This is a genomic window from Bifidobacterium sp. ESL1133, from assembly GCF_058107325.1.
The window spans coordinates 117,277-136,056 of the sequence record NZ_JBYLUI010000005.1 but is presented as its reverse complement, the minus strand read 5'-3'; the positions used below and the strand labels follow the sequence as shown (position 1 = coordinate 136,056).

The window sequence follows — 18,780 nt, the reverse complement described above, 5'->3', positions numbered from 1 at the left end:
TTCCGCCAAAAGTTTATTTAAATCGGTAGAACTTTTGGCTGGTTTAGGTGACTAGTGGTGGCGTCGATTACCTGTATTTGATGTTTGCATACCAACTTAAGGCGCATCTCAGTCTGTTTGCTTCTGTTGCCTTACAGACGCACCGGAGCTGAGCTGCGTTACAGATGAGGTGGTGCTGGCGGTTTCTCGTCAGCACCACCTGCGATCAGTCCACGGACTTCAATGCGTCGAGCATGTCGATGTGTGCGAGCTTGCGGTTTACGTGCCAGCCCAGCACAGCGGTGATGACCACCACCAGCACCAGCGGCACCACAAATCCGGTCCAACTGATGGACGGATCGAACATGACGTTGTCCGGCGGCACTGAGGTGATGATGTAGCGATGCAGCCAAGCGCCGAAGAGGTAGCCTGCCAGCACGCCTATGCCGGAGAGCAGGATGGTCTCGCGGTAAATATACATCGTCACCTCGCGGTTGTAGAAACCGAGCACTTTGATGGTGCTCAGCTCGCGGATGCGTTCGGTGACATTGAGGTTGGTGAGATTGTAGAGAATTACCACACCAAGCAGCGTAGCCACGATGATAAGCACCCACATGATGATGTTGAGCGACGAGACCACGGTGTCAATTTGCGTCATAAGCGCCGTGTTCTGCTGCACGCCCTTGATGCCGTCCAGCCGCATGAACGAGGCAGACTGGTGTTTCACGTTGGCGGTGCTGCCGTCGCGAAGGGTGACCAGGTCTGCGTTCGAGGTAAACGTGGTACCGAACACGGAAGCGTAGGTCTCTGGGCTCATGAACATGAAGTGACCCATATACATCTCGCAAATGCCAGAAATACGCACTTTGTGGCTGTGCCCGCCGGCATCCTGCACGTCGATGGTACTGCCGACTTTGGCGTGCACCAAATTGGCGAATCGTTCGGAGACAATGGCGCCGCCGTTGGTGTTGGCAGCGGAATTTTGAGCGCCGCCTGAGCTCGAGCTGGCGGTGTCGTTTGCGTTGCTTGAGCTGGCGGAGTCCGTGTTGCCGGTCGCGTTGCTCCCGTTGCTCCCGCCGAGCGAAAGCGGTTTGTGGCCGTCCCGGGTGCGCAGCGTTACATAGTCGCCCAATTGTGAGGCGTGCTCCGGCACAATCAGCGTGATGTCTTGCTTGTCGTCGTTGCTGCCGGCCACTTTGGTGAGGTTCTCGTAGCGCACGCTGGTGGCACGTTCCACATCGTATTGCTTGAGCCGCTTGGCTATGGCATCATGCTGTTTCTGCGAGATATGGTCGTTGTGTGCGGCAATGAGGCTGTAGTCGAGCACCGGCCCGAACTGGTGTGCGTTGATGCCTGAAATGGAGCCTTGCACCGCAAACCCGGCCATAAGCAACGCCACCGAGCCAGCCACGCCAAAGATGGTCATAAACATGCGCTGCTTGTATCGGAAGATGTTGCGAGCGGTGACTTTGTGCGTGAAACTGAGGCGATTCCAGACGAACGGAATATGCTCCAGCATGATTTTCGAGCCGTTGGAGGGAGCTTTGGGCAGCAACAGGCTTGCCGGGCGCTCGCGCAATTCGTTGTGTGCGCTCAATGCGGCTGGCACCACGGCGCTCACAGCGGCCAGCACCACGGCCAGTAGCGTGACCTGCCAGTTGAAGTTCATGGCGATGAACGGCATGTCGAACGCGTGGCCGTAGGCGGCATACACGATGGCCGGCATGAGCGTATGCCCTGCCGCAATGCCGATGAGTGCGCCGAGTGCTGAGGCTGCAGTGCCGTATACCACGAATTTCTTCATCACATCGCGGTTGGAATAGCCGAGTGCCTTGAGCGTGCCGGAGTTGATGCGCTCCTCTTCCACAAACCGGGTCATGGTGGAGAAAGTGACCAGAGCTGCCACGAGGTAGAGGAAGTAGGGGAAGATGCGCGACAGCGAATCCACAATTACCGAGACCGAGTGATACACCGTGTAACCGTCGGCGCCAGGGGCCTCACGCCGCGAATTGACCGAATATGTGGGCTTGGCCATGTCGTTTAGGGTGGCTTTGGCTTCGCTGAGTTTGGCCTCTGCTTCGCTGATTTTTTGCTCGGCTTCCGGTTTGCTCTGGTTAAATTGCGCGAGGTTGGTGTTGTATTCGTTGGTTTTGTTCTGCAGATCGGTTCGTGCTTGGTTCTGCTGTGTTTTCGCCTGATCCAGTTGGGTCTGTGCTTGGGTGAGCTGTTCCTGTGCTTGTGCCTGGGCTTGTGCGAGTTGGGCTCGGGCTTCCGGTGAGGCGTTGGGATCGGGTGCGGCGACGGGGGTGTTTTTGGTTTGGTCGATCTGCGCCTGCTTCTGGTCGATTTGGACCTGTGCGGCGTTGATTTTCGTCTGCGCATCGTCAAGCTGCTGTTTGGCGCTGGTGAGTTGGTTTTGCGTATCGTTGAGCTTGGCTTTACTGTCGTCGATCTGCCGCTGTGCCTGGTCGATGCTGGGTTGCTTGTTGGTGCGAATCTCGGCCAGCCGCTGATCGGGGCGAGAGGCCAACGCACGGTTCAAGTCGGTTTTATGCTGCTGCAAGGCTTTGGTGTATGCGTTGGAATAGTGGTCACCCATCGCGTCCAGGTCGCTGAAGGTGAGTCTGGCAATCATGTATTCGTCGGAATTGAAGGCTTTGGGGTCGACGATGCCAAATGAGTCGAGCGATCCGGACCCGGAGGTGGAGTTACCCAAGTTGACTCGGCTGATGATTTCTGGCGATTGCACCACACCTACCACACGGAAAGTGTGCTGGCGCAGCACGGTGCGCCCCAGCTGATCAGCCTGTTCGCTCACACTCAGGTTTGATCCGACCGGATGCTGCTTTGCCAAGCCGCCGTCCACTGCGATTTCGCTGTCCCCGTGCGGCATACGCCCCTGTGTGAGTTCGTAGGTCGAAACCTGCTGAGGCGTGGAATAGATGCGCAGGCTCTCGTCGGTGGGCTTGCCGGCGCTGCTGGTCACCACGTCTTTCAGATAGCCGTATTCAACATGACTGGTGCTTTTTGTGGTACCGATGGCGTTGCGGTCGGCCTGGTCGAGCCCGTAATCGCTGATGACGGAGAGGTCGGCCAGATGATGTTCGTTGAAGTAATCGTTGCCGGCAGAGCGCATATCGGGCCCGGTAACGGTGAGGCCTACCAGCGCGAATGAACCGAGTGCCACCAAGCAGACAATGGCGATGAAACGGCCTTTTGAATTGCTGAATGACTTGCGGATGTCCTTCCATAGCATTGCTTTGGAAAGGTGCTGGGCTTTTGCTGCGGTTGCTGCGGTTGCGGCTGCCGCTGCTGTGGCTGTAGCGGTTGTAGCGGCGCTTGCGTTGGTTTTCGCTCTGCTGCCGGTGTTGTTGTCGGCGTTCTGCTGGGCTTGGGTGCGCAGCAGTTTGTTGACGCTCTTTTTGGTGTGCTTTCCGGCCATGTCACCACTCGATTTCGTCGATGTCGGTGGGGGTTGGATTGTCTTCGATGCGCTGCACGCGGGCATCACGCATGTGGATCACGCGGTCCGCGATGGGTGCAATGGCGGCATTGTGCGTCACGATCACCACCGTGGCACCGTACTTACGCGACATATCCTGTAAAATATGCAGCACTTGCTTGCCGGTCTCATAGTCAAGCGCACCAGTAGGCTCGTCACACAGCAAAATCTTGGGGCGTTTAGCCACGGCACGGGCAATGGCCACGCGCTGCTGTTCTCCGCCGGAGAGCTGCGCTGGGAAGTTGTTCATACGTTCACCCAGCCCCACGCTTTCCAGCGTTTGTCCCGGGTCTGCCGCACCCTGCACGATTTGAGATGCCAGCTCCACATTCTCGCGCGCGGTGAGCGAAGGCACCAGATTGTAGAACTGGAAGACGAACCCCACGTCGGTGCGGCGGTACGAGGTGAGTTCTTTGGCATTGTAGGAGGCGATGTCGTGCCCGTCAATGATCACCTGACCCTCATCGCAGGTGTCCATGCCGCCCAAAATGTTGAGGATGGTGGACTTGCCGGCACCAGAAGCACCCAGAATGATGGCGAGTGCGCCCTGCTCCACCGAAAAATTGACGTCGTTGTTGGCAGCGATGACAGTGTCTCCGGTCTTATATCGCTTCGATTCGCCAATCACTTCGATATAACTCATCTCGTTGCCCCTTGTCCCAAGATGACGCAGCTCTGACGCGGCATCCCCTGTATATAAACGTTGATATTCAGTCTAGGCCTGCGCGGCGAAAAGCGTGTGTGGTTATTGGTACGGCAGAAAACGCTGGATTGGTGCAAGGTGTGGGACGCTAGTATTGTCTTCTCTGCTCTTGGTGCGGTAGTTAAGGCCGGAGTGCGCCTACTGGTACTACGCGCACGCCATCTGGCCTTGTATACGCTGTGTTGAAAGTGCCTACGATCACGCATTTGCACCGTGGACCTTCCTGTCCGCTGGCAATCATCTTGGCTTCCAAGCGGTTGAGTGATTCAGCGGCAGTGTCGATTTTATCCGGGCTGAGTTTGACTTCGAAGGCTCCCCAGGCTCCGTTGTCGAGCTCGACTATGGCATCGGCTTCAAGGTCTGAGTTGTCGAGATAGTGGTACACGCGGGCGTCGAAGCTTGATGCGTAGACATTTAGGTCGCGGTACACCATGGATTCGAAGAGCAATCCCAAGGTTTTGAAATCGCCCTTCAGCGTTTGCGGTGTGGCACCAAGTGATGCCACTGCCAGTGACGGGTCTGTCAGATGCAGTTTTGGTTTTGCACGCAGGCGTACAGGAGAACGCAGCGCAGGAGCCCAAGCTGGTTGTTCGTCAATAAGGTAGAGCTGGCGCAGGATTTGATAATAACGGTTCAATGTTTGGTATGAAGTTGCCACATTGCGTTTATTGGCGGGACGATAGTTGTCGTCTGTATCCTGGAGCAGTGTGTTTTTCTTGACTGGTGAGGCCGTGCTGCGTGCCACCGCCCGAAACAGTGCGCGCATGCGGTCGGGGTCAACATTGCTCTCGTCGATTTCTGTTGGGCTGTCGCTTGCTTGGTGGGCTTCCGTCGCGAAGTTGTTGTTCTCATTGCCAGTAAGGTCTATATTCGTTGTATCTGCGGGGCGATTGCAGACGGACTCGACGTATTGGCGTGGTACGAGCATGGCGCGTTTGAGGGGATCGTTGATGGTTTCAGGCCATCCGCCTCGGCAAATCGCCTCGATGACATCGTCGAGTGTATGGACGCCTTGAGTCATGCCGACAGCTGGGGCGCCGTTCATGAGCTGTTGTAATGAGACCGAACCGGATGAGAGTCCTGACTCAAACAGCGTCATAGTGTGCATGCGCAGACGAGCAATTCTACCTGTACCACTGTGTGTTGTTCCGTGAGTGGGGACAGCTGAGCCGCAGAGTAAAAATTTGCCACGGGCATGGTTTCTATCTACGTTATGGCGTACCGCATCCCAGATGCCGGGAGCTGCTTGCCACTCGTCGAGCAGAATGGGTGGTGTTCCTGCAAACAGTTGGTTGGGATCGATGCGTGCCAGTGTGCGAACGGCGTAATTGCCGGCAGGGTCGGTGACTTCGACAGTGGTATTGGCTTGTTGGAGACATGTTGTTGTTTTGCCGCACCATTTTGGTCCTTCTACGGACACTGCGCCGAACGTTTGTAGATATTCTGTAAGTTGGTCGTCGATAATGCGGTAACGATACGTTTGCGATGGCGCTGACATACATACTCCTTACGGCAACTGGTAGTGTAAATGGAATGGCGTTATTATGCCGATTATAGATGACGATGTTTAAAAAAGCAAATGGGTGACGTTTAAAAAAGCAAATGGGTGACGTTTAAAAAAGCAAATAGGTGACGCTTAAAAAAGCAAATCGGGACATGTGCAAGCGTGGCGCTTAATGCCGAGTTGAGCGGTTCAGACAGCTGAAGGCGGGCTGGGCTGAGAGGCAGGCTTGGATAGAGGCAGAAAACTAGCGCTGCCGGCTCCTTTGGCAGGCTGCGTATGATATAGGCATGGCTGAAGTTGCAAAACCAGTGCAAGGTACAGGTGTCCGAACGGACGTTGCCCCGCGCCATATCTTGGTGACCGGAGGAGCTGGGTTCATTGGAGCGAACTTTGTGCGCTGGGTGTTCGCCCACCACCCCGAAACGCACGTCACCGTACTCGACGCCCTGACCTACGCCGGCAAACGCGAAAGCCTGAACGGCCTGCCTTCCAGCTTTCTCACCTTTGTGCACGGCAGCATCGCCGACGCAGCGCTAGTGGATCGATTGTGTGCCCGCACAAGCCGCATCCCCATCGACGCCATTGTCAACTTCGCCGCCGAATCCCACAACGACAACTCGATCCTCAACGCCCAGCCCTTCCTGGACACCAACATCCAAGGCACCTACGTGCTGCTCGAAACTGCGCGCAGGTATGGTCTGCGCTTCCACCACGTGAGTACCGACGAAGTCTACGGTGACACTCCCCTAGGCAGTACCATCAAGTTCACCGAAGCCAGCCCATACCGCCCCTCCAGCCCCTACTCCGCCTCCAAGGCCGCCAGTGACCACCTGGTGCGCGCATGGCACCGCACCTACGGCCTCAATGCCACCATCTCCAACTGTTCCAACAATTACGGGCCCTACCAGCACGTCGAAAAATTTATACCGCGGCAAATCACCAACCTGCTCGCCGGCGCTCGCGCCAAGCTGTATGGCACTGGCGATGCGGTGCGCGACTGGATTCATGTGGAAGACCACTGTTCGGCGCTCTGGGCCGTGCTCACGCGCGGACGGGCTGGTGAGACCTATCTGGTCGGTGCCGACTGCGAGCTGAGCAACCGCGAAGTACTGGCTATGATCCTGCGCTGCATGGGCCGCCGTGCGGACGAGTTCGACCATGTGTGCGACCGCCCGGGAGCCGACCGCCGGTACGCGATTGACGCGCGCAAAATCAAGGAAGAGCTTGGCTGGCGGCCCCAGCATACGGACTTCATGGCAGGTCTAGAGAAAACCATAGAATGGTACGCAACGCAGCAAAGCTGGTGGAATGCCGACAAGGCGCCAACCGAGCGGCTGTACCGGCGGCAGGGGCATTAAGGCTGCAGGCGCGTGACGGCGCTGGTAAATACGCATACATTGGTTCGTGAGGTTTGGTGAGGTAATGGGATACATAAGGCAAATAGCTACGTGGATGATGGCCGCTGTCGTCGGTCTTGGTGCAGCAGGGGTCGTATCTGCGCCCGCGTCGACTGCCACGGCACAGGTTCCTGCCACCTCTAACCCGGTGCACGGCGATTCTGTTCGACGTGACGTGGATCAGTCGGCTGATGTGAGCGAGCAGGAGACCGCGGGAGCAAAGCCAGTTGCGGATCAAAGCGACCAGCCCAAAGATGCCATGCCGGACAATCCGTCACAAAAGTTGCCGGATAAGGTGAGTGCCGCGGTGCCTGATGACGCCACTGTGGTTGCTCCGGATTTGGCTGTTACGAACGATGGTGAAGTCAAGAATTTGAAGACGGGCGCACCGGTGACGGACCCGAAGGTGGTCGGTACGGAAAACGAACAGCCAGATCCGCTCGCAAAAACGGATGGGCGTAGGTTTATCCCTGTGCCAGCTAGCGATGTGAAGGATGCCGTGCGTGACAACGGCGGCGATGCGAATGCGCCAGTCGGCGGTGCTGAAAATGGTTCACAGGCCACTGGGAGTGAGCATAATACACAGAGTGATGCCGCAGTCGGGCGGCCCGAGGCGCAGCGCAGTGAATCCCGGACGGCTTCACCTCGTGGGAAGGTGCAGATGTTGGGCACTTCCACCAACGTTGGTGGTGTGCAGAATGCTGCGTTGCAGAACAACGCATATGGTGCGTATTGGGGGCGTTACAACGGTACGCAGGCGTTTTTTGAAAATGGCGGGAATCTCTTTGCTCAGCAGGCCAAGGGTGTGATTGACGTGTCGGCGTGGCAGGGTGACATCAATTGGCAGGAAGTGAAGAATTCCGGCGTGGAGGGTGCCATCATCCGCATCAGCTATGGTTGGAACAATAAAGCCGATAGAAAAGCACAGCAGAATATCAATGAGTGCAAGAGACTCGGGATTCCGTTTGGTGTGTATATATATTCCTACGCTGCGAACAGTAATGATGGTGCATCTGAGGGGCGAGACGTTGTTAAGTGGTTGCGAAACTATGGGGTGTCTCCCTCTAATCTGAGTTATCCGGTGTTCTATGATTTGGAAAATTGGACAGATGGTGGGCGTGTGCGTCCCACGAGTCCGAACGTGTACAACGGTATAGTCAACTCGTGGTACAGGGAGTTGCAGGCAGCGGGATACAACAATCTTTCCGTGTACTCCTACACGTATTACCTGAACACTGCGTTGAATTCCAACAATATCCGCTCGAAAACCCGCTGGGTGGCGAGTTATGGTGCCCGTACCGGCTTCAGCTACAGTTCGAATGACCGCGGCTGGCAGTATGCCGATAATGGCGGAGTGCGTGGCATCGATGGCCATGTCGATATCAATGTTTTCGGCAATCGTAACTACGTGAGCACCGCACCTAGAATGAGTAACTATAGGTCGGTAGCATTGCCCAGCGGAACATACTATGTGAGTGCGGTGAAACGAGACTCAGCTGGGCTTGATATCGCCGGCGCTTCCACTGCCAATAATGTGCAGCTGCAGCTTTATGGAGGGAATAGTTCCAGAGCCCAGCAGTTCCGCTTGAACCGGCAGAATGATGGCACTTACGAGATTCGTAACCTTGCATCAAACAAGGTGCTTGACATACCGTCTGCCAATGCGTACATGGGTGCTCCCGTGCAGCAGTACGCTGCCAACGGAACTCGAGCGCAGCGCTGGTACCTCAGGGATACCGGCAATGGCGGCATGATTATTCAGTCTGCATTGGGAAATTGGGTTCTTGACTTGCCTAATGGAACTACGGCGAACTCTACAAAGATTCGTCTGTGGGAACCGAACCTCTCTTCTGCGCAACAGTTCATCTTTAGTACAGTGTCAGCTGTTCCGCAAGGGACGGTAAAGATTAGTTCCATGGTGAATGGCAGCAAAGTTATGGACATCCCTGCCGCTTCCAAGGCAGACAATGCGCGTACTCAAGTTTATGCGTGGAACGGCACTGATGCGCAGCTGTTCCGTTTCAATAAGGTCGGCAATGCCATTTACGAGATCATCAATGTGAATTCAGGCAAGGCGGTCAATCTTGCGGCAGCTAACACCAAGAACGGTGCTGCCGTTAACCAGTTCAGTGTCAATCATACCTGCGCGCAGCGTTGGGCTATCCACGAGCAGGGATCTGGACAATACTCGTTCTACAGCACATGCGCTGCTGACAAGCCCATCGATATTCCTGCTGCGAATGCGTCAAACGGTGTTGGGCTGAGCCTGTATGCGGGCAATGGCACGAGCGCTCAGCGGTGGAAGGTGACCTCAGCCAAGACGGCGAGAGAGACACTGAACGATTTGGCGAAGAGCCATCGTAAAGATCTTGCCGATGGAACCTATACGTTCGGTACGCGCAACAAGACCGCACAAAAGTTGGATGTGCGATCTGCGTCGCGCGCCAATGGCGGTGTGGTTCAGCTTTACGCGGGGAACCGTACAAATGCCCAGAAATGGCGTATAACGCACGATGCTAATGGATATGTCACATTTAAAAATGTCGGTTCTGGCAAGGTGCTCGATGTCCCTGCCGGGCGAGACGGCGCAAGTGTTAAAGTGCAGCAATACCAGTCCAACGGCACGTATGCGCAGAAGTGGATTGCTGTTCGGCAGGGCAACTCATACAAGTTTGTTTCTGCGTTGGACAAGAATTTAGTCTTGGACGTGGAGGCGGGCCAAACGGGCAACAACGCACTGGTGCAAATCTATACAGACAATGGCACCAATGCGCAGCGTTGGGTTTCCGGGCAATGAAAGCAATGTTTCAGCGCCTCTAGTCTGATAGACATAGCGAAGGCCGCGCACACCGTCGATAGTTACGGTATGCGCGGCCTTCATGGTAGAGATACGTTATTGCAAGTGGCGACGCAGATAAGAGAACTTGTTTGAGTTTACGATGAATTCTTTTCGCTGATTTTTGGCAATAATGTCCAGAATCAAACCGGTTACAATCAGCAGCAAACCGGCCACGATAATCATAACGGCGGAAATAAGTGTGGGGAACCGCGAGACGAGACCGGTATGCCAGAAATCGATGACGACGCTCAACGTGAATCCCAACCCTATCAGAGTCAGCAGCGCTCCAATGCCGCCGAAAAAGGGCAGCGGACGGTATTCGCGAATCATACGGAAGATAGTACTGAGCACTTTGATGCCGTCACCGATGGTGTTGAGTTTGCTTTCCGAGCCTTCTGGACGATCGCGATACTGAATCGGCATCTCGTAAAGTTTGAGATTGTTGTTGAGACTGTGAATCGTCATTTCGGTTTCGATTTCGAAACCTTTGGACAACACCGGATACGTTTTAACGAAAGTGAACGAGAATGCACGGTATCCGGTCATGATGTCGTTTACATGAGCACCGAACATGCTGTTGATGGAGCTACGTACCAGTACATTTCCGAAATTGTGGAACGGCCGCTTGTTCTCCTCAAAGTAAGTCGAACTCAACCGGTCACCAATGACCATGTCGTACCCTTGCTCGATTTTTTCAACCATTTGTGGGGCTGCGTCGGCAGGGTACGTGTTGTCACCGTCCGCCATCACATAAATGTCAGCATCAATGTCTTCGAACATGGAACGAATGACGTTGCCTTTGCCTTGGCGCGGCTCCTGCCGTACTATGGCTCCCTCTTGCTTGGCTATTTGCGCTGTGCGGTCTGTTGAATTGTTGTCGTAGACGTAGATGTCAGACTGCGGCAGAGCCTCTTTGAAATCGCGTACCACCTTCCCGATAGTAATTTCCTCGTTGTAGCAGGGCAGCAATACAGCCACTCGTGCGGAGGTGTTGGTGCTTGTGACGGTCACGTTGTGATTCCTTCAGAGTTGTTGACGTCTTTTAGGTGTGCGGTGGGCAGGATTTACATAGATACCATCCTAAGAGGCATCCCACTCATTCTGTTCCCTATGGTACAAGACTCGAACGAGAATATGGTAAGCAACACGCGTTGTTCTCATAGGGCCTATGCAGTGACATGACGGGACTTCTTTTGCAGAGATGGGAAGAACAGCTCATTGAAGACGGGAATATGGTACAGCACCCAAGCAAGCAGGAAGTCGAAAAGCGTCCTGCCTATGAAGGATATGAGTACGGCACCGGTTGTGCCGATTGCGTTGATAAGCGCAGTAATGATGCGTGGCCATGGGAAGGTGTTGATTTCGAGGACATGCATGCACAGTACGGGTAGAGTGAACCTGCCAATACGCGCGAAGGCACTGGTAACAATGGGAATAAAACGTTCGATGAACATCGCTATGCCCAGTATGCATAGAGTTCCGCAAATAGAACCGATGATTGCTAATAGCGGATTGTCTCCATATTGATTCATCGCCATGCTGAACCCCGAGAATTTCCAGATGAAGAACACCCAGATAACAGTAGGAATAATCCACATGTACGGAATCTGTTGCAGTCGGTCGAGAATATCACATTTCTTGGCAATCCATCCGAGATAGACGAACAAAGTAGCGCTCATACCTGATTGAATACTGAGCGGAAGCCAAAACCAGTGGGCACTGAGATATCCGGTCAGGAACAGCAGCAGGATCCATACAGGTGTTAATTTAGTTTTATTTAACATGTGCATGAAAAGATGAGCCCAGAATAGTGCGAGTAGGAACCAGATAGCACCGATATACACAGGTATGTCCCACATTGGTTTTTTGGCTTCGCTGCCGGCTCCGTACAAAGCTGCAGCGAGCCAGTCAACAAACGTCTGTCCAGCATCAGGACGCCTTGCTGCAACATGCACGGTATTGATAATAATAACCGCGCCTGCTGTGAGTGCATAAGTTGCTAGTAATTCACGTGATTCACGTTTCCAATTGAACTTACGCTCTGGATGCATGAAGAAACCGGAAAGGATGAAGAAGAGCGGCATGTGGAACGAGAAGCAGAAGTTCGATATGGCAGTCCAGCCCCCACCAACATCAGTGATGACACCCACGGCACCTATGGTATGACTGAGTATTACAGCAATCATGGCAAGACCTCGAGCTATGTCGAAGTATCGGATTCTGGTGGGCATGCACATACTCCCTCTAATGCCTAGTGGCACGTTGACAGCCAACTGTAATGTAATCAGTCTAGTGGTCGTTATGAACACCGAAGTTGTGTGATTCGCATGTGCCAACGTTTGTTATCTACGCTAATACCTGACATCTGTGCATTGAATGTGCAGGTGTACAGTAGCAGAATAAATTGGCAAGGATGGGGAGTAAATTCATGGGTACTGGTGACAAGTCCATCACCGTCATGGTGCCCTGCTTTAACGAGCAGGAGTCGTTGCCGTCACTGTTTGAGCGGCTGAAAGGTCTAGTGGCGAGTGGCTTGGAACGTGAGGGAACACGCTTGCGTTACCGCGTGCTGTTTGTTGATGATGGATCGAAGGATGACACTCGCACGCTCATTAAACAGTATGCTTCCGAGCGTGATTACGTAGATTACCTGTTCCTTTCGCGCAATTTTGGCAAAGAGAAGGCTATGTTTGCCGGCATCGAAGCCACAGACAGCGACGCGCTGGTTGTCATCGATGCTGACCTGCAGGATCCACCCGAACTCATAGACCAGATGGCTGACCTTTGGCTGCAAGGGTATGAGGATGTGTATGCCCGACGCCGTAGCCGGAAGGGCGAGAATTGGCTGAAGAAGATGACTAGTAGGTGGTATTACCGTCTGCTGGCCAAGGTTTCGAACATAGAAATTCAAGAGGACACCGGTGATTTTCGCTTGCTTGACCGCAAATGCGTGGACGCGTTGAAGCAACTTGACGAGTCTGAACGCAACTCGAAGGCCCTGTTTAGCTGGATTGGCTTCAAAAAGATCGAGTTTCTCTACGACCGCGACGAGAGAGCGGCAGGGAAAACGAAATGGAACTACTGGAAGCTCATTCATCTAGCGGTGGATGGCATCACCAGTTTTACTACGGCACCGCTCAAAATCGCCACCTACACTGGGCTGATTGCCTTCGTGGTGGCGGTGATCTACGCTCTGATCATCTGTGTGCGTGTGTTCGTGGACAGTGTGGATGTGCCTGGATATGCTTCAATTATGGTGGTCGTTCTGCTCCTGGGCGGCCTTCAGCTGCTGAGTTTGGGCATCATTGGCGAATATCTTGGGCGCGTCTTCGTCCAGACCAAACACCGGCCGAATTACTTGGTGGAAGAGCAGCAGCTGGGGAGTGATTCGCTCGAGGAAGATGATACTCAAGTCAATATCTAGATGACCACAGACAAAAGGAAGACGGACAGCGGGAAGATTGTGCGAACAATTGAAACCTGATATGATAGCGGTCCCGAAGTTTGAAAGAGCATATTCGCCGAATCGAAAGGAGCAAGCATGGTCACTGCATTGAATATTGCCGATACGTTTATCCGTGAGTACGGCGACAGCTTGCATCTTTCGAACCTCAAGCTCAATAAGCTCGTGTACTACGTACAGGCTGAGGCGTTACGGACTATGGGGCGGCCACTCTTTGACGACCCCATTGAGGCTTGGGATTATGGTCCTGTAGAGCCCACTGTATACCGGGCGTTCCGCGGATTCGGCGCTGCGCGCATCACTGCTCCATCACAGCCCAACAGCGCGGCACAGCTAGCGTCTGAGCAACGGCAAACAGTGGAGACTGTGGCGAAAAACTACGGTAAGTTGACTGCCTTCGACCTTATGATGTTCTCCCATCGGCAGGGGTCTGCATGGAAGGCGGCATACCAACCACACAGAAACGTCACTATCACCCCACAAATGATTTGCGATTCGTGCGATGGTCGTGAGATTCCACAAGAGTCCCGTACTCTCACAGGAGGCATCAAGCTAGCTGCCCGAGAGCACGCCAATGCCTTGCGCCTTTTGGAAGAATCATGAGTGTGAATATCGGGTCAACTGATTGGTTGACCATTGCCCCAGTACTGGTACTTGAAGATGAGGAAACCATTCTCGCCGTTGCCAGAGTGATTGTCGATACGAATGGTGCTCTTACAGGTAAACGATTGGACGCCGCCGGAGTGAATGATTACGCGCAGCGTACGAACCGTCAGCAAAGAGTAGAAAAAGTATCAACTGTTATCTGGTCAGTCTTTGGCGTGCAGTTCGGCAGCTCTCCGCAGGAAAGGCATCAGGATATATCCGACGCTTTTGACCAAGTGAGCCTCTTGGCCGAATATCTCTCTAAAGACCACTATTTTGCCGATGGCAATAAGCGAACGACTGTGCTTGCAGTGTTGGGACTGCTGAGTGTAAACGGGATTCGCATAGTAGGTGACGATAGCTTAGACTCTGATAAAAACTTCATCTACCGATGGATACAAGGAATTGTGACTCATGCAAGTTCGCGCTCGGAATTTGCGAAATCATTACGGACTCACGCCCAGTTAGTTGATGAGTGATTGTGTCCTGACATGAAACAACCATGAGCCTTGGCTGGTACCGAAGGATAGACACGCTTTGTTAGTATTGACCATTATGAAAAGTTCTGGTTCAAAGCGCTCATCTCGTTTGTTGCGGCAGTGGAAGTCCCCTCTGCTGATTGCTCTCTTTTTTGTAATAGTAGAGGTATTTGTATTTAACTTGCCTTTCTGGCAGACATTGGGAGCGCAACCGGTAAATACCGGTATTGGCAAGCTTGGGCCTGGGTTAGAACTTGTAGGCGATCACTCCGTCAAAGTGGTGGATGATCAAAAAGAGTATCGCGAGATCGATAGTGCGGCACCTATCAATTACTTTTATGTCAATCCGTCTGATGGCGAGGCTGATGGTAAGACCCAATCGTGGCAGATGGACACGCGAAAAGATACCGATGGGGATTGGTATCTCTCAGATATTGAGCATGCATACTCGCCGCAATATAACAATTCACGCTACTTTCATGTTGGGAATAGCGCTACACACCTACGATTGCGTTATACGGCACCTGAAGGGTCTGTGTTTCCTGTCAGTGCGTTAACAGTAAACACCAAGGTGCCATTACGGTTCCCATTAGTGCGAATCTGTATTGAAATATTTTTGGTGATGCTGATTATTGCATTTCGTCCGGCTTCAGGATTATATAAGCGACATTTTTCACTACGAGATCCGGTATCAAGCATTGGCTTGGTAATAGTGCTTGCTATACAAATAATCGCTATCATCACGGTTTGGCGATTGTGGGGCGGAACGGTGATCGATAATCACTCACAGAGGCTGAAAGTTGGTGTTTATACTGATCCGGGCCAGTACAATCAGCTAGCAGATGCCCTTATACACGGTCACGTTAATCTTGATTTACCTGTTAATAAAGATTTGGCGCAGATGCAGAACCCGTATGATGCTGCAACGCGTTTTCAGATTGCGCAAACTACCAGTGATAAGACACCTATTTATTTAGATGTTGCTTTTTGGGAGGGCAAGTATTATAGCTACTTTGGTGTGCTGCCAGCCATATTATTGTTTATGCCGTATAAACTGTTGACGGGTCATGATCTCCCGACAACATGGTCTATTCTGCTGCTTGATATTGTTGTGGCAATTGCTGCGATGCTCTTGGTTGTGCAAATTGCACGTTTGCTGTCACGCCGCTCGAAACATGTAAGTATCGGTGCAGTATTACTGGCGAGTTCAGCTTTTGTAATCGGGCTTCCTTTGTTCCAAACATTACGAATAGAGATGTTCTATCAGCCTCCACAAACTCTTGCGTTGGCATTGACTCTCCTTGCGTTGGCTTGCTGGATTGAGTCGAAGTTACGTGGATTGAGCAAAGGCTGGCTTGCTGCTGGTGCATTCTTGTTGGCATTGACGTTAGCCAGTAGACCACAATTCATACTAGCGGTATTCATTGCGTTCCCGCTATTTTGGGACGAAATACGAAAACTGTTTATGGACGGGCGGCGCTCTTGGAAGGGCTTGCTACGTGAACTTGGTGTTTGGGCGTGCGCCTTGGTTCCAGTAATCGTAGTAGTTATACCTGTGCTGCTGTATAACCGTGTTCGTTTTGGAAGCCTGTTTGATTTTGGCGCGAATTACAATTTGACTGGTTTCGATATGACGCATTCGCACCTACCATGGAGCGAAGTTATATCTCTGGTGTACACGTATCTTTTCCAAGCGCCGAACATTGCAGCGCAATTCCCATTCTTTAGAGGGACAGTTGTTGATTTCATAGTGTCGACACCGACGCAGACATACCCATATTTAGGAGGTCTTTTTACAACGATAGCGCCCTTCGCTTTGATTGTCTTCGCGTTATTTGGGTACAAGCGTCAGCTTAGGAGAATGAAAGCAACAGGTTTTGTCGCAGGACTCGCAGCTGCGGCAGTTGTGATATTCGTATTCGATGTTCATCAGGTCGGAGTCGATACTCGTTATATCCTTGATTTCGGTTGGGCAATCATGGCGCTGTTCGCAGTGGCAGTGCTGGTAGTTGATGCTCAGCGTAATTCGTTGGTTGACTGCGAGAACCTTATTCCTGAAATAGGAGGTGGCTTTGCTTTGCCTCGTCACTTTGCTTCTTCATCTCGAATGATTGGCTGTGTGCTCGTTGGAGTTGTAATGGCTGTATTATTCACCTTCTTCAGCATATTTGATCTATCGGCGAATCTATACAACAAGGATTTGTGGTGGAACGTGTATTCATGGTTCCTGTTTGTGTAGGTTTCGTGCAAAGTATCTGCCACAGACTGGTAAATTGCTGAAAGCCGGCCGGTTTTGGCGGATACTCCGCTAAAATAACATCAGAACATTGATAGCACAATCAAAATGAGGTATTGAACGAATGCCGAGTATGAAGTTTGCAAACATTCTGTTGGAGACCAATCCACGGTCGGTTGCGTACCCAGGCATGTATTGCCGTGCCGACCAGCCGCTGGTGTTTGATGATGAGACACAGGCTTGGGCGATGAGCCGTGCTGGTCTGTTTGATTTTGACACATATTTCAACTCATTGTCTGTCATGAAGCTGCGCCGCTACACTCGCGCCACCAGTTTCATGCTGCACTTGGAGTTGCGCGGTGCCGCGTGCAAGGTGCGCCAGAACTACGGTGATGCCTTCTCCGCGCACCCTATCGTTGTTGAAGGCACAGAACGCAGTCTGCCCGCCAACGACGAATGGCAAGGCTTCGATATGGAACTCAAGGTCACCGATGACATGGTCATCACCGGCTTCGAAATCGAGACCGAAGGCCGCGTGGAGATGCGCGACAGCTACTACTCGCTCGATTTTGAAGGCGAACCTCGCGCCGTTGAGCTGGCTGTGGCCACCACGACGTTCAAGAAGGAAAGCTACATCATCGGCAATGTCAATCTCATCAAGGATAAGATTGTGCGCGCCGGTGAGGATATCTCCAGCCACTTCCACATGTATGTGATCGACAACGGTCGTACGCTTGACGCTGAGGCGCTCAGCGGCGAGAACGTCAAGATCATTCCCAACGACAACGTAGGCGGTGCCGGCGGGTTCACCCGTGGCATGCTCACGGCCATGGCCCAGGAGCCGAAAGCCACGAACGTGCTGCTTATGGACGACGACGTGGCGGTCTCCCCCGAGTCCATCAAGCGCACCTACAATCTGCTGCGCATCGTCAAGCCTGAGTACGAGGAGGCCATGATCAGCGGTGCCATGCTCAACTATGAGATTGGCGAGGATCAGTGGGAAGACATCGGTTTCATGACGCCTGAGGGTACATTTGCACCTTGCAAGCCAAACATGCGCATGACCAAGTTTGAGGATTTGGTTTACAACGAGATGTTTGAGCCCACACGCAAAATGCGTGAGAATATGTATGCCGCATGGTGGTACTGCTGCATTCCTGTTTCGGTCATCGAAAAGAACGGCTTGCCGCTACCCTTCTTTGTGCGCTGCGATGATGCCGAATATGGCATTCGCTGCAAGACCAAGTTTATTACCATGAACAGCCTGTGCGTGTGGCACATGTCGTTCCACGAGCGCTACAACGCCGCGGTGGAGCGTTACCAGACCACGCGCAACACCATGGTGGCTCAGGCCACGTGTGGCATGGCTCCCAAGTCGGACTTCATGCACGAGCTGGAAAACAATGTGCGTCTCGAGCTCAAAAAGTTCGGGTACGACAACGCCGAGCTTTGCCTCGACGCGTTTGAGGACTTCCTTAAAGGCCCGAAGTTCATCAGCCAGCCTGGCATCGCTGAGAAGACGTTCATGGCTGCCAACAAGCACAAGGAACAGCTCATCGGTTTCGAAGAGCTGCAGGCGCAAGCTGACGCTGATTCCGACCTGCGTGGCTTCGATATCAAGAAGGTTGATCGCCAGCTCATCGACGGTGACAAGCCACGCACCATGGGGCAGCGGCTGCAAGATTTCGTTACTGACAATGGCCAGCGTGTTATGAAGAGTCCTGGCGAGGGTTACGCGGTCATTCCGCTGCTCGGCTGGGTCTACCCCGCCGGTGTGATTCGTGACAAGCGCAAGCTGGTGGTGATCGATTGGTACAACCGCAAGGGTGCCATACGCGTGAAGGACACTGCACGGTATGAGCATATTCAGCGCCGCTACCGCAAGGATCTCAAGTATTACAAGGCCAACATTGCCCGTCTGCGTCAGGAGTACGCTGCTGCGCGCCCTACGTTGACTAGTGAGAAGTACTGGCGTAATTACTTGAAGATGGACTAGAAGCGCTGCAAAGTCATTCGAGCTTTGCTCTGACGAT

General features: G+C 53.0%; 12 protein-coding genes. 7 read left to right on the top strand and 5 right to left on the bottom strand.

Features of this window, described 5'->3' with window-relative positions:
- Positions 1-205: 205 nt before the first annotated feature.
- From AC3B5A_RS06355 to AC3B5A_RS06345, 3 genes are all read right to left on the bottom strand, one after another.
- On the bottom strand, positions 206-3,421 hold the full coding sequence (locus AC3B5A_RS06355; protein ID WP_489799736.1) for an FtsX-like permease family protein: 3,216 nt from the start codon (positions 3,419-3,421) through the stop codon (positions 206-208).
- A 1-nt stretch (position 3,422) separates the two neighbouring features.
- Positions 3,423-4,124, bottom strand: coding sequence for an ABC transporter ATP-binding protein (locus tag AC3B5A_RS06350; RefSeq protein ID WP_489760277.1), 702 nt, complete (start codon positions 4,122-4,124; stop codon positions 3,423-3,425).
- Between the two features lie 181 nt (positions 4,125-4,305).
- Complete coding sequence (locus tag AC3B5A_RS06345; RefSeq protein ID WP_489760276.1) at positions 4,306-5,682, bottom strand: ATP-binding protein; 1,377 nt, start codon at positions 5,680-5,682, stop codon at positions 4,306-4,308.
- Positions 5,683-5,975: 293 nt separating this feature from the next.
- Between AC3B5A_RS06345 and rfbB the strand changes: the two genes are divergently transcribed.
- Positions 5,976-7,046 carry a dTDP-glucose 4,6-dehydratase gene (gene rfbB, locus AC3B5A_RS06340; protein WP_489799734.1) on the top strand — a complete coding sequence of 357 codons (1,071 nt, stop codon included), beginning with the start codon at positions 5,976-5,978 and terminating at the stop codon, positions 7,044-7,046.
- A 298-nt stretch (positions 7,047-7,344) separates the two neighbouring features.
- Positions 7,345-9,882 carry an RICIN domain-containing protein gene (locus tag AC3B5A_RS06335; RefSeq protein WP_489799861.1) on the top strand — a complete coding sequence of 846 codons (2,538 nt, stop codon included), beginning with the start codon at positions 7,345-7,347 and terminating at the stop codon, positions 9,880-9,882.
- Between the two features lie 96 nt (positions 9,883-9,978).
- Here the strand turns inward: AC3B5A_RS06335 and AC3B5A_RS06330 are convergent, their stop codons facing one another.
- Entirely contained in the window at positions 9,979-10,935 is a 957-nt protein-coding gene (locus AC3B5A_RS06330; RefSeq protein WP_489799732.1) for a glycosyltransferase family 2 protein, read from the bottom strand.
- 155 nt (positions 10,936-11,090) lie between these two features.
- On the bottom strand, positions 11,091-12,155 hold the full coding sequence (locus AC3B5A_RS06325) for an acyltransferase family protein (RefSeq protein ID WP_489799730.1): 1,065 nt from the start codon (positions 12,153-12,155) through the stop codon (positions 11,091-11,093).
- Between the two features lie 182 nt (positions 12,156-12,337).
- On the opposite strand from AC3B5A_RS06325, the gene AC3B5A_RS06320 reads away from it, so the two are divergent.
- From AC3B5A_RS06320 to AC3B5A_RS06300, 5 genes are all read left to right on the top strand, one after another.
- The gene (locus tag AC3B5A_RS06320) at positions 12,338-13,348 is read left to right on the top strand and encodes a glycosyltransferase family 2 protein (protein ID WP_489799728.1); all 1,011 of its coding nucleotides are present in this window, start codon (positions 12,338-12,340) and stop codon (positions 13,346-13,348) included.
- Between the two features lie 117 nt (positions 13,349-13,465).
- Entirely contained in the window at positions 13,466-13,990 is a 525-nt protein-coding gene (locus AC3B5A_RS06315; protein WP_489799726.1) for a Panacea domain-containing protein, read from the top strand.
- Entirely contained in the window at positions 13,987-14,511 is a 525-nt protein-coding gene (locus AC3B5A_RS06310; protein ID WP_489799724.1) for a Fic family protein, read from the top strand. Before AC3B5A_RS06315 ends, AC3B5A_RS06310 begins: the two co-directional genes overlap by 4 nt.
- Before the next feature lie 67 nt (positions 14,512-14,578).
- The gene (locus tag AC3B5A_RS06305; protein WP_489799722.1) at positions 14,579-16,750 is read left to right on the top strand and encodes a hypothetical protein; all 2,172 of its coding nucleotides are present in this window, start codon (positions 14,579-14,581) and stop codon (positions 16,748-16,750) included.
- A 121-nt stretch (positions 16,751-16,871) separates the two neighbouring features.
- Positions 16,872-18,743 (top strand): glycosyltransferase family protein, encoded by a 1,872-nt coding sequence (locus AC3B5A_RS06300; protein ID WP_489799720.1) that lies wholly within the window; start codon positions 16,872-16,874, stop codon positions 18,741-18,743.
- The last annotated feature ends 37 nt before the right edge of the window (positions 18,744-18,780 follow it).

Bases quoted from the DNA above. Each gene is read 5' to 3' on its own strand.
- AC3B5A_RS06355 (WP_489799736.1), bottom strand. From the start codon at position 3,421: ATGGCCGGAAAGCACACCAAAAAGAGCGTCAACAAACTGCTGCGCACC.
- AC3B5A_RS06350 (WP_489760277.1), bottom strand. From the start codon at position 4,124: ATGAGTTATATCGAAGTGATTGGCGAATCGAAGCGATATAAGACCGGA.
- AC3B5A_RS06345 (WP_489760276.1), bottom strand. From the start codon at position 5,682: ATGTCAGCGCCATCGCAAACGTATCGTTACCGCATTATCGACGACCAA.
- rfbB (WP_489799734.1), top strand. From the start codon at position 5,976: ATGGCTGAAGTTGCAAAACCAGTGCAAGGTACAGGTGTCCGAACGGAC.
- AC3B5A_RS06335 (WP_489799861.1), top strand. From the start codon at position 7,345: ATGCCGGACAATCCGTCACAAAAGTTGCCGGATAAGGTGAGTGCCGCG.
- AC3B5A_RS06325 (WP_489799730.1), bottom strand. From the start codon at position 12,155: ATGCCCACCAGAATCCGATACTTCGACATAGCTCGAGGTCTTGCCATG.
- AC3B5A_RS06320 (WP_489799728.1), top strand. From the start codon at position 12,338: ATGGGGAGTAAATTCATGGGTACTGGTGACAAGTCCATCACCGTCATG.
- AC3B5A_RS06315 (WP_489799726.1), top strand. From the start codon at position 13,466: ATGGTCACTGCATTGAATATTGCCGATACGTTTATCCGTGAGTACGGC.
- AC3B5A_RS06310 (WP_489799724.1), top strand. From the start codon at position 13,987: ATGAGTGTGAATATCGGGTCAACTGATTGGTTGACCATTGCCCCAGTA.
- AC3B5A_RS06300 (WP_489799720.1), top strand. From the start codon at position 16,872: ATGCCGAGTATGAAGTTTGCAAACATTCTGTTGGAGACCAATCCACGG.